Raw genomic sequence first — 23,588 nt, 5'->3', positions numbered from 1 at the left:
GATCGCTGTGGGCGCTGTGGGCGCTGTGATTATCGGCAGGTTTTGTTCAACATCGGCAGACAGATATCCTCCCGCCCGCCACAGCAGTCTTCCATCAGAAACACCAGAAGATCGCGCATCGTGCCGATCTCGGCAAAATAGCGGATCGCCCGCCCTTCGCGCACCGACCGGACCAATCCGGCGGTCGACAGGATGTTCAGATTGTTCGAAAGCGTATTGGCGCGGATATCAAGTGCTGCGGCAATATCCCCGGCAATCATGCCTTCCGGTTCCGCCTTGATCAGCAGCCGGAAAATATCAAGCCGAACATCATGCGCCAGCGCCGATAATGCGTTTAAGGTATCTATCTTTTCCATAATTCATGAAATATCGAATTATAAAGACAAGTGCAATGGAAAATATGCGCAAATTACGATCAGGTTCCCGTGACCTGCCTCCCACCCCGAACTGGCGCAGTTTCGAAACTGGCTCAAGTCAGCTCTTTCAATCCTGTCGGTGTTTCGATCTGCGCCCGATAACGGACGCCGGCCCCCTGAATGATCGCAGGTGGACGATCAATGGAAAGTTCGCGATAGAGTGCCTCGACGAACGCAGGGTCAGGATGCTCCATCCTCATCGAAACAAGGCGCGCGCCCAAATCGGGGATTTCCGCCATTGATGTCGGGTCACCCTGATGATCAATGATCGATGGTGCAGCACCATCCAGCGGTAACGAGCCATCAGCAGGAATGGCAAAGGCAAAAGTCGGGTCCGCTGTCGGCAAAAGCACCTTTTCGCCAAAAATCGCGCCATGGGCTGCAACAACGGAATCAACGGATTTTGTCGCGGCACCCCAGCCCCGCAAACGACGACCCTCTTCCCAATCCGATCTGATCTTGTCCTGATTATCCAATCCAAACCAACGCGCCCTGCCCGGCGTAATACCGTCCGGGTCCAGCGCCACGATTTCAAGATAGACATTGTTGCCAAGCTGAAGCCGGTGATTATGCGTGCCCATATAGCCATGACGCGTCCCGAACGGTACATCAAGATCAAGACACGCCCGGACATGCGCCACACCTTCGGCCAATGTTGGCGCGATAACAGTGATATGGTCAAGTTTCAGCATGCTTGGGGAAAACTCCAATGCCACCCAATGCATGCATTTGATCCAATCTGACACGAAGAGTAAATTCAACATCGAACACAGCCCCCCTCCACCATCCTGACATGAGCCTGTCAGGAGCGCCCTGCTAGTTTACCCCTGCCGATCAAGCCGTTCGGTGGATAAATTACGAGCGCCCCATGACATATGCTGAAAATCTCTGGCTGTTCTTTGTTCTGCTGTCGGGCATCATCATTGTGCCCGGCATGGATATGTTTTTCGTGATTGCCAATTCCCTGACCGGGGGCAAACGCGCAGGGTTGTCGGCCACCGCCGGGATCATGCTGGGCGGGGTGTATCACACGCTGCTGGGTGCCATCGGCATCAGCGCCCTTCTGGCCGTTGCACCATGGCTTTTGAATGTCATGCTGTTTGCCGGGGCGGCCTATATGGTCTGGATCGGCATTACGCTGTTGCGCAGCGCCATCACGGTGGAACGCATCCGGGCGGCCAGAACCGCGTCGCTTTGGATCGCGTTTCGCCAGGGCATGATCACCTGCATGCTTAATCCCAAGGCCTATCTGTTCATTTTTGCGGTTTATCCGCAATTCATCCGCCCGCATTACGGGCCGCTTTGGTCGCAGGCGCTGATCATGGGGATCATGACGGCCGCCGTACAGCTTGCGGTTTATGGCGCGCTTGCCCTTGCGGCCGGGACCAGCCGCAACCTGATTACCGGCAATCCGGTGGCAACGATTTTCATCGGGCGGACGGCGGGTTTGCTGTTTATCGGTGTTGCCCTTCTGACCGCGTGGCAGGGGATGGTGACAACCGGGATCAACTTTTGATTGACAGGGCGGTGTGGCCTGATCAATACTTAACTTCATGGTTAAGTATCAAGAAGCCGAACTGAACGACATCTTTGCCGCCCTTGCCGATCCAACCCGCCGTGCGCTTCTGGCCCGGCTGGAGACGGAAGAAAACCTGTCGGTCAGTGAGCTGGCGCGACCGTTTCACGTTTCGTTGCCGGCGGTGATGAAACATCTGGATGTTCTGTCCGATGCCGGGCTGATTGCGCGGCAGAAGACCGGACGGACGGTCAATGTGCGCCTGAATGCCGCACCGATGGAGCACGCCATGGAATGGCTGGCCCGCTATCAGCGCTTCTGGTCGCATAAACTCGATCAGCTTGCCGCCTTCCTTGAACAAGAAGACGACGACGCCATCAAAACCGAAAAGCAGCAGGATTAGGGACTGATGCCCGATACAATACCAGACAAGCCGAGCCTGATGATCCGGCGCCGGATTGCCGCCCCACCGGCAAAGGTTTACGCCGCATGGACCCAGCCCGAAAAACTCGCCAGATGGTGGGGACCAGAAGGTTGCGAGATGATTGATGCCAGCATCGATGCAAAAATCGGCGGCACCTTTCGCATCCGTTTCAAGGAACCGGGGCCCGATGGTGAAATCCACGATGTCAGCGGCACCTATGATGCGGTTGAAACCGATGCAAAGCTGTCCTTTTCCTGGCAATGGATCACAATGCCCGAACGCAAATCGCATGTGACCCTGACCTTTGTGGCCGAGGATCGCGGGGCGGCGACCATCTTAACCCTCCATCACACGCAGTTCTTTGACGAGGCTGCGCGTGATGGACATCAGGAAGGATGGAGCAGCGCCCTCGACAAGCTCGAAGTCTGTTGCACTTCGGAATGATTTTGCCCCGATTTCCGTCTTGACCTCAACCACGGTTAAGGCCCCAACATCGCCCCGAATAACGACCGCAGAATAAATTCCGCGATGCCCCAATCCATTGCGGCCTGCGCCACCATAAGAAATACTGGAAACACAAGACATGAGCGCCCCGAATACCCCCGTCGCGTCACCAACCGACGATACCGCCCAGACCGACAACAAGGCCACCCGCCGCGAATGGATCGGCCTTCTGGTGCTGACCCTGCCGTGCCTTCTGATCGCGATGGATATGACGGTTCTGCATCTTGCCGTACCGGCCCTGACCGCAAGCCTTAACCCGACAAGTGACCAGTTGCTGTGGATTGTCGATATCTATGGCTTTTTCATTGCCGGGTCGCTGATCACCATGGGGACACTGGGTGACCGGATCGGTCGGCGCAAATTGCTGATGATCGGCGGTGGCTGCTTTGGCGCGGCCTCCGTGCTGGCGGCCTTTTCCGATACGCCCGAAATGCTGATTTTTGCGCGTGGGGTTCTGGGCATTGCCGGGGCGACGCTTATGCCCTCTACCCTGTCGCTGATCCGTTCGATGTTTCACAATGACAAGGAACGGTCCTTTGCCATTGCCGCATGGATGACAACCTTTATGGTCGGCACGGCTGCCGGGCCGCTTCTGGGCGGACTTGTTCTCAGCTATTTCTGGTGGGGGGCTGTTTTCCTGCTCAATGTGCCCGTGATGGGACTTTTGCTGATTGTTGCTCCGATCCTGCTTCCGGAACACAAGGCCAAAAGCTTTGGCCGGCTTGACCTGTTCAGTGCCGCGCTTTCGCTTGGCTCGGTGCTGGCAATCATTTACGGGGTCAAGGTCGTTGCTGCCTATGGCTTTGGCAGTGATGCCCTTTCTGCCCTTGTCTTTGGCCTGCTGGGTGCATGGGTTTTCATCCGCCGTCAGCGCAAGCTTGCCGATCCGCTGCTGGATCTTGATCTGCTCAAACAGAAGACCATCGCACTTCCCATCGTCATTCAGACCGCGGTGATCTTTGCCGGGATGGCTTATTTCCTGTTCCTGTCCCAGGCCCTGCAACTGGTCATCGGCCTTACCCCGATCCAGGCCGGGCTTTCGATGTTGCCCGCAACTGTCGCCGGTATTGTCGGCTCGATGGGGGCGCCGGTCCTTATGGGCCGGTTCAAACCGGGACAGGTGATGACCGGTGCCCTGATCCTGACCGCGGCTGGCTTTGGCATGCTGTCATGGCCGGGCAGCGTCGTCAGCCTTTATGTCCTAGTGGCTGGTGCGACGATCTTCTCGCTTGGCATTACGCCGGTTGCGATGATCTGTACGGATATGGTGGTGGCATCGGCCCCGTCTGATCGGGCCGGGTCGGCCGCCGCGATGTCGGAAACAAGTGCGGAGCTTGGCGGGGCACTTGGCATTGCCATTCTGGGCAGTGTCGGCACCGCGATCTATCGCGATGTCATGATCGAAGCCGTACCGACCGGCATCGGGAACGAGGCCGCAGACGCCATCCGCAGCACCCTTGGCGGGGCGGTCAATGCGCTGCATGATCTGCCTGCGGCAATATCATCGGATATTTTGCCACTGGCGCGCGCGGCCTTTACGGACGGTTTACAGGTTATTTCGATTATCTGCACAATTTTGATGGTTTTATCGGCGATTGGCACCCTGTTCGCGTTGCGCGATGTGCATTGTGACACAAATAACGATGATGGGACCGATGGGGTAAATGGCGATACCCCTTACGACCCGGCCATCAAACAGGCGGCCTGCGCCACCGGAAATGTGGAGTAATCACAATGCGAAGTCCGGAACTCCTCGCAAGACTTGAAAGCAAGCGTTTCATCCTGCGCGATTTCACGCCCTCGGATCGGGCGGCGTTTGTCGCCTATCAGATGGATGAACGGTATCGCGCCCTTTACGGTACTGCTGATAACGACAGCACGCGCGCCAGCAGCAATGCGCTGTTTGACCGGTTCCTTGCATGGCAGGAAGAACAGCCGCGGCGCAATTTTCAGGTCGGGATTTTTGATAAATCGTCGGGCGATCTGCTTGGCTGTGTCGGCCTGCGCGGCAAGGACCTGCCGGTGGATAGCGCGATTTTCGGGATCGAGCTGTCGCCGACCCATTGGGGGCGTCACCGCGCCGCCATCGAGGCCAGCACGATGATGATCGCCTTTGGTTTCCGCGAGCTTGATCTTGCGTCGATCATGGGCGTCACGGCCAGCGACAATAAACGCATTGCCCGTCTGGCTGACTGGTTCGGGGCCGAAGTCGTGGCAGAACGCCATGGGTCGGAAAATTCCCCCGAATTTACCACCGAATGGACCACCGAATGCGGAACCGCAAAGGTCGACTGGTCGCTTAAACGCAATCTTTGGGACCATGCTACACCCGATGCGTCACGCCGTACCGACAACTTTGCCTATGCCAACTGCAATCACAAAACCGGCACTGCCGCTGAGATGCAAAAACAGGCCTGCGAGGGAATGTAAGTCAGATCCGATTGGACGGACATATTGCCGGTAAAACGGCCTGCCCCCTGATCGGTGCCTGATGCCTGCCTGAATTGCCCACCCATTTCCCGGACGACACGTATTTGTATTGCCTTTTGATCAGCGCGCCAACCGATCAACAAGGAGAATATGATGAAACGCCCCGAAATCGTCTCTCGTGCGGAATGGCTTGATGCCCGCAAGGCGCATCTTGCAAGGGAAAAGGAACATATGCGTGCCTATGACCGCCTGTGCGAGGAACGCCGTGCCCTGCCATGGGTGCGGGTGGACAAGGATTATGTCTTTGACACGCCGGACGGTGAAAAATCGCTCGCCGATCTGTTTGATGGCCGCAACCAGTTAATCGTCTATCACTTCATGTTTGGCCCCGGCTGGAAAGAGGGCTGTGTCGGTTGTTCGTTTCTGGCCGATCACTTTGACGGTGCCAACCTGCATCTCAAACATCATGACGTGACACTCGCGGTCGTTTCGCGGGCCCCGCTTTCGGAATTTCAGGATTTCAAGAAACGGATGGGCTGGAACTTCCCCTGGTTTTCTTCGGCGGGATCAGATTTCAATTACGATTTCGATGCGTCGTTTCGCCCTGATGACGTCAAGGCCGGCACCGCGACCTATAACTACGCGCCCTATACCGGCAAGATGGAAGACCTTCACGGCGAAAGCGTCTTTGTCCGTGATCCCGACAGCGGCGAGATTTTCCACACCTATTCCAGTTATGCGCGCGCCGGTGATGCCCTGATCGGGGCACATGCCTTCTTGACATGACACCCTTTGGCCGTAACGAGGACGGGGTGATGGACTGGGTCAAGCTGCATGATCAGTACGAGGAATACCAACCCGTGCATTCCTGCTGTCACTGATCAGGCTGCTCTGACATTTGCTTTACGGGTATTGCCTCCCCCTTGTCGGGGTTGCGGGGCAATACCCATAAATATCCCTCTGCCGCGGCCAAACCCGGCGCAATCCCATACACTCCTGTAAAGACAAGACAATTCGCTTTTTCGCGCTATGATGGCGGAAATAATCGCGGATAAAAATCCGCCCCCGCACGAGCAATGCGAAAAAGAGGATTACATGGAGCTGTTTTTCACAGGTGTCTTCAGCCTGACCATATTGGTCGGGGCGATCATGGGCATCATCGCTTTTTTCCGGATACGCGGTTTCAAACAGAAACTGCAAATGCTGGAACAACAGATCGGGCTTTTGAAAGCCGGTCTGCCGGTGCCTCCGGCTCCTTCGGTCACACCTGCTGCGGTGCCACCGGATAAAACGGCAAAAACCGATCCGGTCGATCCGGCCAAACCGGCCAGGACCGACACACCCGCCCACCCAGCAAAACCGGCGGCGGTCGCGCCAAGACCACAACGCACCGTGCCGCAAGCAGCCCCCAAACGCGCCATCGGCTTTGAAGAAAAGATCGGCACGCGCTGGGCGGTGTGGATTGGCGGCATCGCGCTGGTGTTTGGCGGCATTTTCCTTGTGCATTATTCCATTGAGGCCGGTTTGCTCAGCCCGCTGGTGCGCATTCTGCTTGCGGCCCTGTTTGCCGCGGCCCTGTTTGGCAGTGGCGAATATCTTCGCCGTCAGCCCGCCCTGCTTGCGGCCAAGACCGGCAACAATGCCGGTTATATTCCGGGCATTCTGACCCTTGCGGGTACGACCACCGCCTTTGCCACGGTTTTTTCGGCCCATATGCTTTATGGCATGATCGGCCCGGCGATGGCCTTTGTCCTGATGGCGCTTGTGGCGCTGGGCACGCTCGCACTTTCGCTTTTGCAGGGTCCGTTGGTGGCATCAACCGGGCTTCTGGCCAGTTACATCGTGCCGTTTATGGTGCAGTCGGGTGAACCCGCCCCCTGGGTTCTGGCCTTTTACGGTTTGATCATCACGGCGGGCAGCTATGGCATTGCGCGATTGCGTGGCTGGCACTGGTTTGCCATGACAACCGCGATTGCGGGTTTTGTCTGGGGCCATCTTCTGGTTTTTGCCGCCCCGGCCGATATGGGGGCGTCGCTTGCGGTTTATGATATTGCCATTCTGCTGGCCGCGATTGCGACCTATGCCATTGGCATTTACCCCCGCGATCCCGCCCGGGTTCCCGAACGCATCGACTGGAAATCGTCACTTATGGTCGCCGGGAATGGCTGGCTTGTGATTTATCTGCTTCATCACAGCGGGTTTGATGCGACCGGCACCGCGACCCTGATGATCATGCTGGCCCTGCTGCTGGCGACGGCGGCCCTGTTCCCGGTTCTGGGGCCGGTTGCACTTGGTGCGCCAGTATTGGCACTGATTGGTTATCTGGGTTGGGATATCCGTCTTTCCATCGATCCGCTGCTATATGATCAGCCAATCATCACCGATGCGATTGATAAATTTTCCGTCCTGCCCGATACGCAATCCTTCCTTCTGACCGGGCTTGGGTTTGGCCTGATTCTTGGTCTTGGTGGCTTTGCCGGGGCGGTATTTTCCACCGCCCGCCTGTTTATGGCGGTTGCCGGGGTGTCGGGCCCGATCGGGCTGTTCCTGATTGCGCTCTGGCGTAGTGATATTCTTGATGTCGATATGTTCTTTGGTGGTTTTGCCCTTGCGCTGGCGGCAGGGTTCCTTGGTGCCTTAAGCATCATCGACCGCAGAATGCCCACCACCGCACATGGCCGGGACGGGGCGCTTGCCACCTATACGGTGGGCACCATCGGCATGATAGCCACCGCGATGTTCATCCTGCTGGGGGATGGCTGGCTGCCGCTGGGGCTTGCCACCCTTGCGGTTGCGACCGTTTGGGTTGGCGGGCGCTGGCCCCTGCCGGGGCTTGCCAAGACGGCGATTGGCATTGCCGGTCTGGTTCTTGTGACGATCTTCTGGCAGCCGACCATTGTTCCCGCTGATCAGCTTGGCACCACACCGGTTTTCAATGCATTGCTGTGGGGCTATGGCGGTCCGGCGATGGCATTCTGGGCCTGCGTCTGGATGCTTCGCCAATCGGGTGATGTGCGCCATCGTCTTGTTTTCGAAGGACTTGCGATTTTCACAAGCCTTGCGACCGGTGCGGTGATCCTGCATCACGCCACCAATCAGGGTATTTTCCATACCGTGCCCGATACCCTGATGGAATGGAGCCTTCAATCCCTTCTGGCGCTTTCGGCGGCAATCGGTTTGCAGCGGCTTGACCGGTCGCTGGCAAGCCCGGTGATGTCCCGGTGCATTCTGGGGCTTGGTTTTGCCGGGTTCTTCATGCTCGGCATGCTGAACCTGCTGTTGCTCAACCCGTTGATGAGTGGCGAGTTTGTCGGCAATGGCCTGTTCTTTAACCTGCTGCTTTCGGCCTATCTGCTGCCGGCGATCCTGACCGGTCTTCTGGCGACCCGGCTTTCGGGGGGCAAACCGGAAAGCTATCGCCGGACGGCGGGGGTTCTGTCGATCCTGCTGGCCTTTTGCTGGATCACCTTTGAAATCCGCCATTTCTTCCACGGCGGTTATATCGGCATGTATCAGCCCTGGACATCGCCGGAACTTTACAGCTATTCCGCAGCGTGGCTGGGCTTTGGGATTGCGCTTTTGGCCTATGGGTTGTGGCGCGGATCGCTGCATGTCCGCATGGCATCGGCGGCCTTTGTCTTTATGGCGGTTGCCAAGGCGTTCCTGTTTGATATGTCGGGCCTTGAAGGCATCTGGCGGGCGCTGTCCTTTATCGGGCTTGGCGTCGTTCTGATCTGTATCGGGCTGTTCTATCAGCGCCTTTTGGCACGCCAAAACGGCCCCAGCCCCGAAAACGATCATGAGAACGGGGAAATCGCCGAAAATGCGCCGCCAGAGCCACCAAAAGGAAATCAGGACTAAACCGGTTTTTATGTCTGAGAAGATCAGAAACCGGGTGTCGTACACGATCAGCGATATGGTTGAACCGCGTTAAATCGTGCATATGCCTGCACATAACAAAAGCGCCCGCGCTCTGATCCGAGCGCGGGCGCAATTTTTTATGAATAATCGCCGGGATTATTCAGAAATTTTGAAAACCGGCAGGACCGAGCCTTCATATTTGGTTTCGATGAATTCACGGATTGCATCATCGTGATAGGATTCAACCAGCGTTTTGACCCACGGCGCATCTTTGTCCTGGGTGCGGGTGACAATCACGTTGGCGTACGGGCTGTCATTGCCTTCAATCGCGATTGAATCCTTGATCGGGTTCAGACCGGCTTCAAGCGCGTAGTTGGTGTTGATCGCCGAGGCATCGAGATCAGCCAGCGAACGCGGAAGCTGTGCCGCATCAAGTTCGACGAATTTGATGTTTTTCGGGTTTTCGATGACATCAAGCGGGCTGACGACAAGGCCAACCGCCGGATCAACCTTGATCAGGCCTTTGGACTGAAGGACCAGAAGCGCACGACCGCCATTGGTCGGGTCGTTCGGAATCCCGACTTCAGCACCGTCTTTAAGCTCGCTCAGATCCTTGATCTTGTCGGAATAGATACCCATCGGGGTCAGGATGTTATAGCCGACCACCGAAAGGTCATAACCGCGATCCTTGATCTGGTTATCAAGGTAAGGCTTGTGCTGGAAGCTGTTGGCCTGAAGGTCGCCATCATCAAGCGCCTGGTTGGGAATGACATAGTCCGAGAAGCTGACGATTTCGATATCAAGGCCCTTGGTCGCCGCCACTTTGACGACTTCTTCCATGACTTCTTCGTGCGCACCGGGGGTAACGCCGATCTTGATTTTCTCGTTCGCCAGTGCCTGCCCGGTCAGGGCGGCGGTCAGAACGGCAGCAGCCGTCAGTTTAAGCAGAAACCGCATGGTAAAACTCCTTGTTTACTGTGGTGTTTTGCGGGAATTCAAAGAAGATAAAGAAACGAAAACGGGTTCAGATATTGCGCTTGTCCGCCTTGCGCGCCATCCAGTCGCCAAGGCTTTGCACCATCTGCACCACCACGATCAGGGTGATGACAACCGCCGCCATCACATCGGGACGGAAACGCTGATAACCATAGCGAATGCCAAGATCGCCAAGGCCACCGGCACCCACCGCGCCAACCATCGCCGAATACCCGATCAGGGTTACCGCAGTTAAGGTCAGGCCGTGAATGATGCCGGGCAATGCTTCGGGCAGCAGCACCTTGGTCACCACCTGAAACGGGCGGGCGCCCATCGCCTGGGCGGCTTCGACCAGGCCGCCATCGACTTCGCGGATGGCACCTTCGATGATGCGGGCAATGAACGGAATGGCCGCAACGGTCAGTGGCACGATAGCAGCCGACGTACCAATCGATGTCCCGACAATCAGGCGGGTAAACGGAATGATCGCGACGGCCAGAATGATGAAGGGCACGGATCGGGTGGCATTGACAATCGGCCCGATGGATTTCTGAAACAGCGGGGCTTCGAACAGTTCACCCCGGCCAGACGTCGCCAGCAAAACGCCAAGCGGCAGACCAAACGCCGTGCCAAGTGCAAGGGCGGATATCACCATCGCAAAGGTTTCAAGCGTTGCCTGAAGCAGGATCGGTGCAAGTGTTGCAAACATGATTAAGCCTCCTGCCCGGTGGTTGTATCGACGGTCGCGGTCGCAGCCGCATTCGCCCGCGCCGGGTAATCAAGGAATTCATCGGCCAGAAGCGATTGCGTCGTGGCGTGGGTCGGATTGGCGAAAATCGCGTCAACCTTGCCTTCCTCGACAATCACGCCGCCATCCATGACCGCCACGCGGTCGCAAAGCTGTTTGACCACCGCCATTTCATGGGTGATCACCACCATGGTCAGGCCAAGGCGTTTATTGATGTCACGCAGGAGACTGAGGATCTGGCGGGTGGTTTCCGGGTCAAGGGCCGATGTGACCTCGTCACACAGAACGACCTTGGGATTGCTTGAAAGGGCGCGTGCGATGCCAACGCGCTGTTTCTGGCCGCCGGAAAGTTCGGCGGGATAACGGTCCCGTTTGTCTTCTAGCCCGACCAGCGGCAGCAATGGATCAACAGCCGCGGCAATATCGGCCTTGCTGGCCCCGGCCAGTTCAAGCGGCAGGGCGATATTGTCGTAAACCGTGCGCGATGACAGCAGATTGAAATGCTGGAACACCATGCCAAGTTGACGGCGAAACAGCGGCAGATCGCGTTTCGCCAGTTGCGTGACATCGGTGCCATCAACAATCACGCTGCCCGATGTCGGGACTTCAAGCAGGTTGATGCAACGAATAAGCGTGGACTTGCCCGCACCGGACCGACCGATCACCCCCACGATTTCACCGGCCGCGATATCAAGATCGATGCCGTGCAGCGCAGTATGCGCCGGGCTTCCGCGCCGTGCAGGGTAGGTCTTCTGGACGTTCGAGAGCCTGATCATGGATCCCAACCTTTTCCGAACATAAAAAAACCGCCGCGGCGAAACCGAGGCGGTCGTACATGTCGGAGCGTGCACGCCCTCTCGCTTTAGCCGCATTTTTAGCGCGCCCGCAAGCTGAGGAGCAAATCGGCGCGTTCGATATGACATGTATAGCGAACCGGACGTCATTCATCAATCCCCATCAACATGCAATTTACGCATGGCTTGCATGAGACGGGCACGATCAACATGAAATATTTGTATTAATCCCGCCCATCACAAACCCCGCCTGCCGGCGTCATAGGACGTCTTCACCAAAGCGGGACCGGACAAATGGCCTATGCCGACAGGATCAGCGACCTTGCCCGAACACTGGCGCAATACCCGACCAGTGTGACCATCACCGGCACCAGGATCGACATTCGCACCGCCAAGCAGCTTGAAAGCCTGAATGCGCAGATCAGCAACGATCAGAAGCTTGCACGTGATGGCGATGCCCTGATTGCAGCAGGCAGCGGCAAGGACGCCAAGGCATTGTCGCAACGCATTGCCGATGCCGGCCCGCAGGTCGGCAATCTTCTGGCGGCGTTTGGCGCACAGGATGCCGAACGGCTCAAGACGCTGAGCATCATGAGCAAACAGAAATTCGATGCGAGTGCAGTCAGCCGCCTTCAGGCCGAGAAACGCTTTGCCGACGAGGTGGCGAAACTGATGGAGGCAGAGGCCAGCAGCGTTGCCGCCCTGCCAGCTTCGCCCTGTGGCCCGAAACCGCAACCCACACCAACGCCGACACCGTCACCATCACCGACGCCAACACCATCCCCCACCCCGTCACCGGTGCCGTCGCTTGACGATGTCATCGCATCGCTTCCCGGTTATTTGCAGATCACCATTCCCGATGCGGTTGCCCGATATGACGCCGACAGCCTGGCGATTGCCAGCAAGGCCGCCGGGGATGCCGCGATCAGGCTTGGCGTCAAAACGCCGGACGGGATTACCGATTACGCCACCATACAATTCGCAGGTGGCCCGGACATCACCAGCCAGCCATGGGCCGGTGCAATCCTGAAGGATGTCGGCCTTGGCACCATCGATGACCGGATTGCCATTCTGAACAACGCGCTTCAGGCACGGCTTCTGTTGGCCGATGCGATGAATGACAGCCCATCACCCGCCCCTACCAGCCGCTGAGGACGTCATGGCAAATTACACCGTCCAGCTTAATGCCCCCGCCGGAGTTTATCCGTTCAACTCGGTACGCATCTCGCTCACCAGCGATGCCCATCCGCAAAAGACACAGGATCTGGTTGTGACACCGAATGTCGCGGTTTCGCATGTTTTTGATATTGCGGATGGTACGTGGCGGCTGAAGGTTAGCGGTGCCGGGTTCGTCCCGGTGGACGAGCCGGGTATTGTCGTGAATGGTGATGCCACCAATGCCAAAAATCTTGATGTTGTCTGGTATACGCTTCACACGGACCGCAATCGTGACGGCAATCTGGATGATGCCGGTATCCTTAATCAGGTGACACCACCCGCCATCACATATGGCGCAGGGGGTGTTGGTGCGATCATTCCGGTTAACTGCAACCGCGATGGCAATAACACCGCTGTCGGCTATGCCGACAATCAGGATCAGCGGGTAAACGGTAACAATGACCTGGTGACCGGCACCTCCCGCCTTGAAATCCGGCGAAATGCACTTGGCCCGAATGCAGGTGCCCCTGTTGTACCCGGCGGTTGGGGTTTGGAACTGCGCGTTATCGGGACTGGGGGTGAAAACCCGGCCCGGCAACATTTGCGGATATTCAACGGTATTCTGAATAACAGCACCGAAATCATTGGTCCCGAAACGACGGACATCGCAGCAATTACAACCGGCAATGTCGGCGCTTCCAAACTCTTTGCCCTTGAAGCCGTCCGGTTTGCCGGCACCGGGTTTACCTCTGGTCAAGTCCGCATCGTTTTGCATGTGATCCAGCCCGAGGTCACAGGAGCAGGCAATCCAAGCTATCTTTATGCAGACCGGGTTGTCGCAGCACGGTGGGTCGGCAATCACCATTTGCAAACAGTTGCCCGCATGTATGTCGCCAACGCAAACAATGCACAGTTTCGCGTTGATCTTGGCGCGGCAGCCGGTGCAGACAATCCGGTTATCCCGGTCACGGTAGGCGATCCCGCCGCAGCAACCCCAACAGGTGTTCCTTATCTGAACGGCAATGCATGGGCAAACTATCGCGGGGGCACCGTTCCCGCCGGGGATGACCGCTGGATGCGCGACACCATTGTATCGGGTCACTGTTCATGGCCCGGTAACGTAACGGGTGTTGAAAACAAGGATGTTTTCATGAAGACCCACCGCTGGCGGCCCCTGCAAAACTGGGTGTATGAGACATTGCTGAATGCAAATGTCGGCATTTCCTATCCGGCAGCGGGAAGCGCAGATGCCATTGCCTCGGCCAATTCGGGTGGAAATATTGCCGTAACCCCACCGGTTCAGAAAACGGCGAATGGCATCGTCACACCATATCGATACGGCCGGATTTATTACGGCCATAACCGGTATCACAGGGTCGATGCCAGCAGCCGCGACTTCATGGCCGCCCAGAACATGCAAACACCGATCATTCTGGATACGGACTGGCTACTGGTTGGTCATGTCGATGAAATGATGACCTTTGTACCTGACAACAATCCGGCCAGTGCCTTCAAAAAATGGAAGCTTCTGGTGGCAAGCCCGGCAGAGGCATACCGCCTGATGACCGCCGCCCAAGGCGCACATGGTGCCGCAAATGTGCTTAATCGTGCGGCATGGGATGGTGTTCATAATCGTTTTGATTATACCAGCCTGCAAATCAACGGGACCAATGTTGGCGCGACCATCAATGCCTTTCTGGGCAACGGCCCGGCACCCTTGACCAATCCACGCGATCACAGCAATTACACATACAAGCAACTGCGCGACTGGAACATTGGCGGGGTTGAAACAGTTATCGCCAGAAATGTCACACTCCTGAAAAATGCATTCGATCTGGTCGATACCGATATCATCAAGGTTCCGGTCATCTTCTTCCCGGAAGGCTATAATCCCGGTGATTTCACCTTTGCCGACAAGGTTTCAGGCTGGACAATCGGGCGGGATAACGGCTTTAACGTCTATCCGGGCAAACAGGGCGGCTTCCAGTGTGGTGCCTTGACCGGTGACATGCCCAATATGTTTGTTGGTAATGACCGCCTGATGATTCCCAAGCCTTTCGGCCCGTGGATCGAGGACAATACAAATCCCAATCACGGATATGATCTTTTTGAACGTGATTTGACCCAGAAAATCGCTGCCATTGTCAATGGCCCCACCTGCGACTTCATTGATGACTGGGATGACTATCACGTTGCACTTGGCGAAATTCACTGTGGCACCAACGAATTGCGCACGCCCTATGACGGTCAGGCGGCGTTTGGCAATGTGCGCTATGCCAACTGGTGGACAGCGGTTGATGCGTGATATCGTGACATATGAAACGGGAGCTTTCCGATGACGGCACAAAGCGACTATCAACAGGCCCTGAAAGATATCGCCGCCCTTGCAACGCAGGAAGCAACCCGCGTGACAGGCCGCCCGGCCCCACAGGCGATTGACCAGATTTTCCGGCAATATGGCGGCACCATCGCCACGCCGATGATCGATGACCTTAAAGCCGGTTCGTGGAAAAAGTGGGAAAGCTGGCAGTTGGGCGGAGCGATTGCCTATCTGTCGAGCTACGGCACATCAACCGCCGTCGCCCCATTGCGCGACATTGAGCAGAATTACCCGGTGACGGATATTCAGATTCAGGCAAAGGCATTGGCCGACCTTCTGGCGACACTTGACGTTGCCGTGTCCGAGGCCAAACAAATCCCGCAGGTGCAGGACGCGATCAACAGCGGTGATACCGATCAGATGGCGCGTGCGATGTTGCTTGGATTGGCGCAAATCGATCCGGACTGGCCGGTGCGGGCATCTGAAATCCAGACAAAGCTGTTTGCCCTGTCGGCGGACAGTTTCCCGGCAATAAATGAAATGGCCGCCGGAAAACTAAGCCAGAATGACGTCACCAAGGCGCTGGTGGAAATCCTGTTTGAGGATGTCATGAGCACTGGTGGTACTGGTGGTAGCGGCAAAACCGGCACGCCTTGAGCCCGTATCAAATCAGACCGGTTGCCGGGTAAACAGCAATTTGACGAAACTGCGTAGCAACATGATCTGATTGGCAAGCATATGCGGGCGACCAAGCGCCTTTGACATCACGATGCCACCTTCCACCACGGTTGAAACCATGTCGGCAAGTTCATCAAGGTCGACCGGCTCGTTGGGCGGATAAACATCAACGATCCGATCCAGAATGGCGCGGAACCGTGTGCGCCAGCCCAGCACCGCCTGCCGGTTCAAAAGCCGGACTTCATTGTCAAACAGCCGTTCCTGATAACAGTAAACCGCGATCAGGCATCCCGGGTGACCCTGCGGCAGATCTTCGACCAGTTCGGCAAGGATTTTAAGCCCGATCAGGAATTGTTGCAGCGGATCATCAACCAGTTCCTGCCCGCGCAAAAACACCTGATCGAGAATCTTTTCATCCTGTTCGATATGACGCAGCAAAAGGGCGCGCGCCAGTTCGTTCTTATCCTTGAAGTGATAGAAAAATCCGCTTTTGGTGATGCCAGCCTCGCAGATGAGCTCCTCGATAGAGGTTGCGCCAAATCCCTTGTTCAGCACAGAGTTTTCGGCAATTTCGAGGATACGGTCGCGGGTGCGCTCACCCTTGCCCTTGGCCTGCTCTGATGCCGCATCGGCGGCCTGATCAATCGTCTGGTTCATCACTTTACCCTACCGGCGGTACAGTTTTCCGTCGCACAGCATAACCCCGAATGCGCCAGAAAGCCGACCAGTTCCGATATTCCATTGTTTTAAAAAGGTTTTCAGTAATTTCAAAAACTGCACCGCATGCTTACTAGAAGCAAAACCCAACCGGGGCGAGACTTCGGCCCCTGCTCTTTCGCTGGTTTGAATAGCGTCCGGGTAGAATTTTTGAAACCCCAAAATGTGAAATTTGAAGTCATGACCGCACACCATTCCCATCTGCCCCCTTTCGCGCCAACCAAATTCATTACCGACGGCGGGCTTGAAACCACCCTGATTTTCCATGACGGGATTGATATCCCCTATTTCGCATCTTTTGATCTTTTGCAGACACAGGACGGCTACAATCGCGTTGCCAACTATTACGCGCGCTACCTTGAAATCGCGCTCAACGCCAAGGTCGGTTTTGTACTGGAAAGCCCGACATGGCGCGCCAATGGCGACTGGGGCCTGCGCATGGGTTACAGTGCGGTCGAACTTGCCGACATGAACCACAAGTCGGTCCGGATGATGGCCGATCTGCGCGACCGGTATCAGACCGCCGAAACCCCGTGCCTGATCAGTGGCTGCATCGGACCACGCGGCGATGGGTATAGCCCGACCGACCGCATGACCACCCAGCAGGCACGCGACTATCACGCGGTTCAGGTGCGCACCTTTGCCGGTACGCCGATCGATATGGTATCGGCGATCACGATGAATTACCCTGAAGAAGCGATTGGCATCGCCTTGGCCTGCAAGGATGCCGATTTGCCCTGCGTGATTTCCATTACCGTTGAAACCGATGGCCAGTTGCCAAGCGGTGACGGCATTGGCGACGTGATTGAAATGGTTGATGCGCAAACCGGTGCCTATCCGGTTTATTACATGATCAATTGCGCCCACCCTGACCATTTCCGCGACAAGCTTGACGGCAACAACGCCTGGAAGAACCGCATTTGTGGTGTTCGGGCCAATGCATCGCGCCAAAGCCATGCGGAACTTGATGCCTGCGAACATCTTGACGACGGCAACCCGGACGAACTGGGGCGGCTTTATTGCGATCTGGCCGAATTGCTGCCGAACCTTGCGGTGATTGGCGGCTGTTGCGGGACCGATCATCGCCATGTCCATGCCATGGCCAAACATGCCCTGCCACGTCTTGTGGCGGCGGGATGATCGCAAAGACAAAGAAAAGGGACACGAGCAATGAATATGAGCTTTAAACCAGCCGCGCGGCCATTGGCACAATCAAACACCGACCGCCCGACACCGCCAATGGATTTACTGCGCGCAAGCGTTAATGATGCCGATGTCATGGCCAAGCTGATCAATATCGCGGGCGAAGGCCTGCCGGTTTATCTGTGGCAGGACATGATCGAAGGCGACGAGACCGTCTGGGATGTCGGGCGCCGACGCGCCCGGCGCGACGAAGGCGGATTTTCCTATCGCAATACCACGCTTGCCTTTGGCGAACATCAGGTGATCGGTGCTCTGATTGATTATGCCCAGCCCGATACGTTTGATCCGATTGATCCGACGGAAATACCGGCAATGTTTGTGCCGTTGCTTGAGCTTGAAAGCCTGGCACCGGGAAGCTGGTACATCAATGTGCTGGCGGTGTTTCCGCCGTTTCGCAATCGCGGGGTCGGATCAGAACTGATCCGGGCGGCCGAACGCAATGCGATCAATGCCGGAAAACAGGCGATCAGCATCATCGCATCAGACGGCAATCCCGGTGCCATCCGTCTTTATGAACGGCATGGTTATACCCAGTGCGCCAAACGAGCGATGGTCAAGGAAGGTTGGGAAAATCCCGGTAAAAACTGGATATTGCTGATCAAGCAGTTCTGATCAGAAGCAGGAGACCAAACAAAAAGCCGGAAGCCCTCAGCTTTCGGCCTTTTTTTCCCATGCGCCTTGCGGGGTCTGCTGCCAGTAAGACAGCTTGTGCCCGGCGTCTTTCCAGTCTTTCCAGCGGGTGCGGGCCTCGGCCACCGCCTCATGATCACGATCATCAAACAGCATTATGACGCGTTCATAATCGGCGATCTTTTCGCTTATCGCGCGGTCGGTCAGGAACAGGAATTGCGCCCCGTTGGGATTTTCATCCTCGGATGTCAGCCAGACCGGCTGCATTTCCGGATCACCATCAGATTTCGATCCATGGGGCATCCAGCTTGCGGCGTCATAGGTCCAAAGCAGGGTATTGAGCGCCTCGATCCTTTCCTCGGTCCCGGTCATAACGACAGCACGTTTTTCCCGCTCCAATGTCTTGGACAGCAGGGTCGGCAATGCACGTTCCAGCGGGGACGCGGTCAGATGATAGAACCAGATGTCAGCCATGGTGGATTTCTATCGCGAACATGAAAACGGGGCAAGGTGATCGTCACCCTGCCCCGCAAGTTTCTGGTCAAACCGCCGTGAAATCAGGACTCACAGTTATCAGCAACAAAGCGATCCAGCAGACGCACGCCAAAGCCAGTGCCACCCTTTGGCGTGACTTCGCTATCCTTCGTCGCCCAGGCCATGGCGGCGATATCAAGATGCGCCCACGGGCGATCCTTGGTGATGAAGCGTTGCAGGAACTGGGCCGCCGTGATGGAACCGGCCGGCCGGCCGCCAACGTTTTTCATATCGGCGATGTCGGATTTAAGCTGGCTGTCATAGGCCTTCGACAGTGGCAGGCGCCAGACAGTTTCATTAACCGCAAGACCGGCATTGGTGATCTGGGTGGACAATTCATCATTGTTGGAAAACAGCCCGGCATTTTCATGGCCCAGCGCAATGATGATCGCGCCGGTAAGCGTCGCCAGATCGACGATCAGTTTCGGATCGTATTTTTCCTGCACATAGGTCAGGGCATCACACAGGACAAGGCGGCCTTCGGCGTCGGTATTGATGACTTCGATGGTCTGCCCCGACATGGAGGTCACAACATCGCCCGGACGCTGTGCGGTGGAAGATGGCATGTTTTCAACAAGGCCGATGACGCCAATCACGTTGGCCTTGGCCTTGCGCCCGGCCAGGGCCTTCATCAGGCCGGAAACCACACCGGCCCCGCCCATATCGAATTTCATGTCTTCCATGCCAGCAGCCGGTTTAATCGAAATACCGCCGGTATCAAAGGTCACACCCTTGCCAACAAACGCGACCGGTGCGTCTTTTTTCTTGCCACCGTTCCAGCGCATGACAACCATATAGGGCTTGTGCGCCGAACCTTGCGAGACGCCCAGAAGTGCGCCCATGCCAAGCTTTTTCATTTCCTTTTCGTCAAGCACGTCGATCTCGATACCGAGTTTTTCAAGCGCGCTGACTTCTTTCATGAAGCTTTCGGGATACAGCACATTGGCAGGCTCAGACACCAGATCGCGGGTGAAGAACACGCCTTCGACGACCTTTTTGGCACTGTCGAACTGTTTTTTGGCGTCCTTGTGATCGCGCGCGGCAATCGCGATGGATTTCAGAACCGGTTTATCTTCCTTGGTTTCGGTGGTGCGGTATTTATCGAAACGATAATCGCGCAGCATCGCACCGGTGGCGAAATCACAGGCCATGCCTTCCATGTCAAACAGGACGGTCACGTCCTTCTCGCCGGTCGAAAGGGCGCGCACGGTGACATTGCCGCCAAGTTTCTGGGCGGCGATCACGTCAAATTCGGCTTCCTTGCCAATCCCGAACACGATGATGCGCGAAAGATCGGTATTGGCCGGCGCCAGAAGCTGCAGGCTTTGCCCTGCTTTCCCCTTGAAGGTCGATCCCTTGATCGCCTTGGCAAGTGCGCCGCCGGTTGCTTCGTCCAGCGCCACGGCACTTGGCATCAGATCGCCGCCATCGGTGGCAAAGGCGATCACAGCGCCCGAGGTCGGGATGGCGAGATCGGAGAACGTGATCTTCATGGGAAAAAGGCTCCTGTCATGTTTCGGGCATATGTGGTGTCTGCACCGGCAATCCCGCCGATGCTTGAATGCTTTCCCTAATCTAGCGCGTTAAATGGCGAAGAAAAGGCTTATTGCTCAAAAACCTGCGGGATTTTACCGATATGACAGGCCCATGACGACCACCCACGTGTTTCCACGGTGATTTTGGCCGATTGCTCAATGTCAAGGCAGGCGGACAATCGCGGCCTATGATGGAACTGTTCCAACTTAGTCCCCTGCTTGTTTGACGGTGCCATGATGAATGCGAAAACCACGCCGATCTCGATATCCGAACCCGCCCCCGCACCGCATCCATTCTGGAGTGGCGCGTTTCGCCCGATGTTTCTGTTTGCCGGGCTGATTGCGGTGGTGGCCGTGGTCTGGTGGGTGGCGGGGATGGCGCATGGCGTGCCGACGCCGTCGCTTGGCACGCCGTCGCTTTGGCACGGGCATGAAATGATTTTCGGCTTTGGCGGGGCGGCGATTGGCGGGTTCCTGCTAACCGCGATTGCCAACTGGACGGGGCGGCCCGCCGTTGCGGGCGGATTGCTGATGGTGCTTGCCGCGTGCTGGCTCATCGCGCGGCTGGCGATTGGCTTTGGCGAGGCATTGCCGCCCGCCTTGACCATTATCGGCGGGCTTGGTTATTTCATCGCCCTTATCGTGATTGCCGGGCGGGAGCTTGTGCTGGGTCGGAATTATCGCAACCTTAAAATCCTTGGTATTCTGGGGCTGATTACCGCCTTTGACGGGATGTTTATTGCAAGCGCACTTGACCTGATCGCGCTTGATGCGATGGTGATTTATCAAAGTGCAATTTTGCTGATCGTGCTTCTGATCGCGCTGATCGGCGGGCGGATCATCCCGGCCTTTACGCGCAACTGGCTGCAACGCGAACGGCCGGATGCCACGATGCCGGTGATGTTTACCCGCTTTGACGGCGTGTGCCTTGCCGCCCTTGCCATCACCATCGTGATCGGGATGGTGGATACGGATGGCGTCATCTTTGGCGCGGCGTTGCTGATTACGGCCATCCTGCACGGGTTTCGCATGGCGCGCTGGCGCGGGCACCTGACGCTACGCGATCCGTTGGTGGCGATGTTGCATTTCGCCTATTTCTGGGTGCCTGCCGGATTGGCGGCGTTTGGCATCGCCCATATCTGGCCGGACGTGATGGCAGCGCGTGATGCCCTGCACGGGCTTACCGGCGGGGCGATGGCCTGCATGATCATCGCGATTGGCGGGCGGGCCGCCCTTGGCCATACCGGGCGGGAATTGCGCGCAAGCCGGGCCTTGAATGCGGCATTCGGGTTGGTGTGGATTTCGACCGTGCTGCGGCTTCTGGTCGGGCAGTTCCCCGATGCTTACCTTCCGGTTCTGGCAGCGGCGACCCTGTGCTGGCTGGTCGGGTGGTTGGCGTTTCTGATTGGCTATGCGCCGATCCTGATAGGGCCGAGCCAGAAGAAAACGCGCGGCATTCCGGTAAAGTGAACGGCGTTAACCAAAATCAAACAGCGACAGGGTCGGGTTGGATTTAATGTATTCGACCTGCCCCTTGTCTGCATCGCCGGTGCAGTGCCAGCCATTGTTTTCATAAAAGCGGTGCGCGCGGATTTTGGGATCGGCATCGGTGGTCAGTGATATGTCGTTGCAGCCTTGGGCAAACAGCCATTCTTCGGCCACGCGCAAAAGCGCTCTGCCCACCCCGCGGCCTTCAAAATCGGGATCAACGAACAGCGCCCATAATGTTGCCTCACACGGGATGGCAATGGCAAAGCCCGCCGCGGCCCCGTCCAGATCGGCCACCCACATGCCATAGCCATCGGCAAGCCATTTGCCAAAGGCGGCCTTGGTGATGCCGCGTTCGGCCAACTGATCGACGGACAGATGGTTTTCGCGCACCCGGCTTCGGATGGCGAAAATGGCGCTGACGTCGGAAATGCTGGCTTTGCGGATTTTCATGGGGTGATTTTGGGTCCAAACGAAACTGGCGGCAATTTAGCCTTCTTTGCCCATAATGGAAGCAAAAACGCCATCAGGATGCAGGTGCCGAACCCGCACTTGGCGCGACCAAACGCACCGGCTGGCGCTTTGGCCCCCATGTGCCGGGGCGCGGTTGGAACACACCCGCACAATGGGTACCGCAATGGGTGCAAGCCCCGTTTGCATCAAGGTTCCAGTCCGATAACTGATACCAGTCCCGCCCGATCAGGATGTGACCGCAATGATGGCAAAAGGTGCTTGATCCCGCCTTGTCATGGACATTGCCGACATAAGCATAGCGAATGCCGTTTTTCATCGCGATCTCGCGCGCCCGGATCAGGGTCGTGGGCGGGGTGCGCGGATGATCCATCATTTTCCAGTCGGGATGAAAGGCGGTGAAATGCATCGGAACATCGGGGCCGAGTTCACCCGCCACCCATGACGTCATTTCATTGAATTCGGCGTCGCTGTCATTCTCGCCGGGGATCACCAGATTGGTCAGTTCAAACCACACCCCGGTTTCATGTTTAAGGTATTTCAGCGTTTCAAGAACATCGGCCAGATGGGCGGAACAAAGCTTGTGATAGAAATCCTCGGTAAAGCCCTTAAGGTCGACATTGGCCGCGTCCATATGGCGAAAGAATTCCTCGCGGGCTTTATCGCCAATATATCCCGCCGTGACGGCGACGGTGCGAATGCCGGCTTCGCGGCAGGCCTGCGCCACATCCACCGCATATTCCAGAAAAATCACCGGATCGTTATAGGTAAAGGCGACTGCCGAACAGCCATATTCCTTTGCCGTTCTGGCAATCATTTCAGGCGTCGCGAGCGATCCCAGCCTGTCCATTTCACGCGCCTTGGAAATCTCGTAATTCTGGCAGAACTTGCAGGTCAGATTGCAGCCCGCCGTACCGAATGACAGGATCGGTGTGCCGGGCAGGAAATGATTAAGCGGCTTTTTCTCGATCGGATCAATGCAAAAACCCGATGACCGGCCCCATGTGGTCAAAACCACCTGATCGCCCTCGCGCGCCCGGACAAAGCACAAGCCCCGCTGCCCGTCCTTCAGCTTGCAAAAGCGCGGGCAGACATCACACTGGATACGACCATCCTCAAGATGGTGCCAGTAGCGTCCGGGGACGGTTCCTATTTGCGGGGTCGTGACATTCATGGCGCTTTGGAC

Annotated in this window: 23 protein-coding genes; 13 read left to right on the top strand and 10 right to left on the bottom strand. The window is 56.9% G+C overall.

Features of this window, described 5'->3' with window-relative positions; genetic code table 11:
* Positions 1-29: 29 nt before the first annotated feature.
* Both IT971_RS06205 and IT971_RS06200 read right to left on the bottom strand, forming a co-directional pair.
* Complete coding sequence (locus IT971_RS06205; protein WP_007091426.1) at positions 30-356, bottom strand: helix-turn-helix transcriptional regulator; 327 nt, start codon at positions 354-356, stop codon at positions 30-32.
* Between the two features lie 113 nt (positions 357-469).
* The gene (locus tag IT971_RS06200) at positions 470-1,108 is read right to left on the bottom strand and encodes a VOC family protein (RefSeq protein ID WP_063093880.1); all 639 of its coding nucleotides are present in this window, start codon (positions 1,106-1,108) and stop codon (positions 470-472) included.
* Between the two features lie 176 nt (positions 1,109-1,284).
* Here IT971_RS06200 and IT971_RS06195 point away from each other — a divergent pair, with 176 nt between their 5' ends.
* From IT971_RS06195 to IT971_RS06165, 7 genes are all read left to right on the top strand, one after another.
* Entirely contained in the window at positions 1,285-1,932 is a 648-nt protein-coding gene (locus IT971_RS06195) for a LysE family translocator (RefSeq protein WP_063093802.1), read from the top strand.
* Between the two features lie 37 nt (positions 1,933-1,969).
* On the top strand, positions 1,970-2,335 hold the full coding sequence (locus tag IT971_RS06190) for a helix-turn-helix transcriptional regulator (protein ID WP_063093800.1): 366 nt from the start codon (positions 1,970-1,972) through the stop codon (positions 2,333-2,335).
* Positions 2,336-2,341: 6 nt separating this feature from the next.
* Complete coding sequence (locus IT971_RS06185; RefSeq protein WP_063093798.1) at positions 2,342-2,800, top strand: SRPBCC domain-containing protein; 459 nt, start codon at positions 2,342-2,344, stop codon at positions 2,798-2,800.
* Positions 2,801-2,939: 139 nt separating this feature from the next.
* The gene (locus IT971_RS06180; RefSeq protein WP_063093796.1) at positions 2,940-4,589 is read left to right on the top strand and encodes an MFS transporter; all 1,650 of its coding nucleotides are present in this window, start codon (positions 2,940-2,942) and stop codon (positions 4,587-4,589) included.
* 5 nt (positions 4,590-4,594) lie between these two features.
* Positions 4,595-5,290 (top strand): GNAT family N-acetyltransferase, encoded by a 696-nt coding sequence (locus tag IT971_RS06175; RefSeq protein WP_063093794.1) that lies wholly within the window; start codon positions 4,595-4,597, stop codon positions 5,288-5,290.
* A 150-nt stretch (positions 5,291-5,440) separates the two neighbouring features.
* Positions 5,441-6,076, top strand: a complete 636-nt coding sequence (locus tag IT971_RS06170) for a thioredoxin family protein (protein ID WP_231885409.1) — start codon at positions 5,441-5,443, stop codon at positions 6,074-6,076.
* Positions 6,077-6,385: 309 nt separating this feature from the next.
* Positions 6,386-9,151: a DUF2339 domain-containing protein gene (locus IT971_RS06165; protein ID WP_063093793.1), complete on the top strand. Its 2,766-nt coding sequence runs from the start codon at positions 6,386-6,388 to the stop codon at positions 9,149-9,151.
* A gap of 156 nt (positions 9,152-9,307) precedes the next feature.
* Here IT971_RS06165 and IT971_RS06160 read toward each other — a convergent pair whose 3' ends face one another.
* From IT971_RS06160 to IT971_RS06150, 3 genes are all read right to left on the bottom strand, one after another.
* On the bottom strand, positions 9,308-10,108 hold the full coding sequence (locus IT971_RS06160) for a MetQ/NlpA family ABC transporter substrate-binding protein (RefSeq protein WP_110252297.1): 801 nt from the start codon (positions 10,106-10,108) through the stop codon (positions 9,308-9,310).
* A 67-nt stretch (positions 10,109-10,175) separates the two neighbouring features.
* Positions 10,176-10,835 carry a methionine ABC transporter permease gene (locus IT971_RS06155; protein ID WP_007091436.1) on the bottom strand — a complete coding sequence of 220 codons (660 nt, stop codon included), beginning with the start codon at positions 10,833-10,835 and terminating at the stop codon, positions 10,176-10,178.
* 2 nt (positions 10,836-10,837) lie between these two features.
* Complete coding sequence (locus IT971_RS06150; protein WP_063093791.1) at positions 10,838-11,650, bottom strand: methionine ABC transporter ATP-binding protein; 813 nt, start codon at positions 11,648-11,650, stop codon at positions 10,838-10,840.
* Positions 11,651-11,962: 312 nt separating this feature from the next.
* Here IT971_RS06150 and IT971_RS06145 point away from each other — a divergent pair, with 312 nt between their 5' ends.
* Genes IT971_RS06145 through IT971_RS06135 form a run of 3 tightly spaced genes read left to right on the top strand, consistent with a single transcriptional unit; the run spans position 11,963 to position 15,803 of the window.
* A complete protein-coding gene (locus tag IT971_RS06145) occupies positions 11,963-12,820 on the top strand; it encodes a hypothetical protein (RefSeq protein ID WP_063093789.1) in 858 nt (285 codons plus the stop codon).
* A 7-nt stretch (positions 12,821-12,827) separates the two neighbouring features.
* Entirely contained in the window at positions 12,828-15,131 is a 2,304-nt protein-coding gene (locus IT971_RS06140) for a protein-arginine deiminase family protein (protein WP_063093787.1), read from the top strand.
* A 30-nt stretch (positions 15,132-15,161) separates the two neighbouring features.
* A complete protein-coding gene (locus IT971_RS06135; RefSeq protein WP_063093785.1) occupies positions 15,162-15,803 on the top strand; it encodes a hypothetical protein in 642 nt (213 codons plus the stop codon).
* A gap of 12 nt (positions 15,804-15,815) precedes the next feature.
* Here the strand turns inward: IT971_RS06135 and IT971_RS06130 are convergent, their stop codons facing one another.
* A complete protein-coding gene (locus IT971_RS06130; RefSeq protein WP_051682163.1) occupies positions 15,816-16,481 on the bottom strand; it encodes a TetR/AcrR family transcriptional regulator in 666 nt (221 codons plus the stop codon).
* A 240-nt stretch (positions 16,482-16,721) separates the two neighbouring features.
* Between IT971_RS06130 and IT971_RS06125 the strand changes: the two genes are divergently transcribed.
* Positions 16,722-17,681 carry a homocysteine S-methyltransferase family protein gene (locus IT971_RS06125; RefSeq protein WP_063093875.1) on the top strand — a complete coding sequence of 320 codons (960 nt, stop codon included), beginning with the start codon at positions 16,722-16,724 and terminating at the stop codon, positions 17,679-17,681.
* A 36-nt stretch (positions 17,682-17,717) separates the two neighbouring features.
* Positions 17,718-18,356 carry an N-acetyltransferase gene (locus IT971_RS06120; protein ID WP_158526644.1) on the top strand — a complete coding sequence of 213 codons (639 nt, stop codon included), beginning with the start codon at positions 17,718-17,720 and terminating at the stop codon, positions 18,354-18,356.
* Between the two features lie 36 nt (positions 18,357-18,392).
* Here IT971_RS06120 and IT971_RS06115 read toward each other — a convergent pair whose 3' ends face one another.
* Both IT971_RS06115 and IT971_RS06110 read right to left on the bottom strand, forming a co-directional pair.
* Entirely contained in the window at positions 18,393-18,848 is a 456-nt protein-coding gene (locus IT971_RS06115; RefSeq protein ID WP_063093781.1) for a DNA polymerase III subunit chi, read from the bottom strand.
* Positions 18,849-18,931: 83 nt separating this feature from the next.
* Positions 18,932-20,401, bottom strand: coding sequence for a leucyl aminopeptidase (locus IT971_RS06110; protein WP_063093779.1), 1,470 nt, complete (start codon positions 20,399-20,401; stop codon positions 18,932-18,934).
* Positions 20,402-20,677: 276 nt separating this feature from the next.
* On the opposite strand from IT971_RS06110, the gene IT971_RS06105 reads away from it, so the two are divergent.
* A complete protein-coding gene (locus IT971_RS06105) occupies positions 20,678-21,913 on the top strand; it encodes an NnrS family protein (protein ID WP_063093873.1) in 1,236 nt (411 codons plus the stop codon).
* Between the two features lie 6 nt (positions 21,914-21,919).
* Here the strand turns inward: IT971_RS06105 and IT971_RS06100 are convergent, their stop codons facing one another.
* Together IT971_RS06100 and amrS are read right to left on the bottom strand one after the other, a co-directional pair.
* Positions 21,920-22,384, bottom strand: a complete 465-nt coding sequence (locus IT971_RS06100; protein ID WP_063093777.1) for a GNAT family N-acetyltransferase — start codon at positions 22,382-22,384, stop codon at positions 21,920-21,922.
* Positions 22,385-22,457: 73 nt separating this feature from the next.
* A complete protein-coding gene (amrS, locus tag IT971_RS06095) occupies positions 22,458-23,576 on the bottom strand; it encodes an AmmeMemoRadiSam system radical SAM enzyme (protein ID WP_063093774.1) in 1,119 nt (372 codons plus the stop codon).
* Positions 23,577-23,588: the final 12 nt, after the last annotated feature.

This window comes from Thalassospira sp. B30-1, assembly GCF_015767575.1.
In the GTDB taxonomy this organism is placed as follows: Bacteria; Pseudomonadota; Alphaproteobacteria; order Rhodospirillales; family Thalassospiraceae; genus Thalassospira; species Thalassospira xiamenensis.
The sequence above is the reverse complement of the archived record's forward strand: the minus strand, read 5'-3'. Positions and strand labels throughout refer to the sequence as shown.

Coding starts and splice junctions, on each gene's coding strand:
- IT971_RS06205 (WP_007091426.1), bottom strand. CDS start 356: ATGGAAAAGATAGATACCTTAAACGCATTATCGGCGCTGGCGCATGAT.
- IT971_RS06200 (WP_063093880.1), bottom strand. CDS start 1,108: ATGCTGAAACTTGACCATATCACTGTTATCGCGCCAACATTGGCCGAA.
- IT971_RS06195 (WP_063093802.1), top strand. CDS start 1,285: ATGACATATGCTGAAAATCTCTGGCTGTTCTTTGTTCTGCTGTCGGGC.
- IT971_RS06190 (WP_063093800.1), top strand. CDS start 1,970: ATGGTTAAGTATCAAGAAGCCGAACTGAACGACATCTTTGCCGCCCTT.
- IT971_RS06185 (WP_063093798.1), top strand. CDS start 2,342: ATGCCCGATACAATACCAGACAAGCCGAGCCTGATGATCCGGCGCCGG.
- IT971_RS06180 (WP_063093796.1), top strand. CDS start 2,940: ATGAGCGCCCCGAATACCCCCGTCGCGTCACCAACCGACGATACCGCC.
- IT971_RS06175 (WP_063093794.1), top strand. CDS start 4,595: ATGCGAAGTCCGGAACTCCTCGCAAGACTTGAAAGCAAGCGTTTCATC.
- IT971_RS06170 (WP_231885409.1), top strand. CDS start 5,441: ATGATGAAACGCCCCGAAATCGTCTCTCGTGCGGAATGGCTTGATGCC.
- IT971_RS06165 (WP_063093793.1), top strand. CDS start 6,386: ATGGAGCTGTTTTTCACAGGTGTCTTCAGCCTGACCATATTGGTCGGG.
- IT971_RS06160 (WP_110252297.1), bottom strand. CDS start 10,108: ATGCGGTTTCTGCTTAAACTGACGGCTGCTGCCGTTCTGACCGCCGCC.
- IT971_RS06155 (WP_007091436.1), bottom strand. CDS start 10,835: ATGTTTGCAACACTTGCACCGATCCTGCTTCAGGCAACGCTTGAAACC.
- IT971_RS06150 (WP_063093791.1), bottom strand. CDS start 11,650: ATGATCAGGCTCTCGAACGTCCAGAAGACCTACCCTGCACGGCGCGGA.
- IT971_RS06145 (WP_063093789.1), top strand. CDS start 11,963: ATGGCCTATGCCGACAGGATCAGCGACCTTGCCCGAACACTGGCGCAA.
- IT971_RS06140 (WP_063093787.1), top strand. CDS start 12,828: ATGGCAAATTACACCGTCCAGCTTAATGCCCCCGCCGGAGTTTATCCG.
- IT971_RS06135 (WP_063093785.1), top strand. CDS start 15,162: ATGACGGCACAAAGCGACTATCAACAGGCCCTGAAAGATATCGCCGCC.
- IT971_RS06130 (WP_051682163.1), bottom strand. CDS start 16,481: ATGAACCAGACGATTGATCAGGCCGCCGATGCGGCATCAGAGCAGGCC.
- IT971_RS06125 (WP_063093875.1), top strand. CDS start 16,722: ATGACCGCACACCATTCCCATCTGCCCCCTTTCGCGCCAACCAAATTC.
- IT971_RS06120 (WP_158526644.1), top strand. CDS start 17,718: ATGAGCTTTAAACCAGCCGCGCGGCCATTGGCACAATCAAACACCGAC.
- IT971_RS06115 (WP_063093781.1), bottom strand. CDS start 18,848: ATGGCTGACATCTGGTTCTATCATCTGACCGCGTCCCCGCTGGAACGT.
- IT971_RS06110 (WP_063093779.1), bottom strand. CDS start 20,401: ATGAAGATCACGTTCTCCGATCTCGCCATCCCGACCTCGGGCGCTGTG.
- IT971_RS06105 (WP_063093873.1), top strand. CDS start 20,678: ATGATGAATGCGAAAACCACGCCGATCTCGATATCCGAACCCGCCCCC.
- IT971_RS06100 (WP_063093777.1), bottom strand. CDS start 22,384: ATGAAAATCCGCAAAGCCAGCATTTCCGACGTCAGCGCCATTTTCGCC.
- amrS (WP_063093774.1), bottom strand. CDS start 23,576: ATGAATGTCACGACCCCGCAAATAGGAACCGTCCCCGGACGCTACTGG.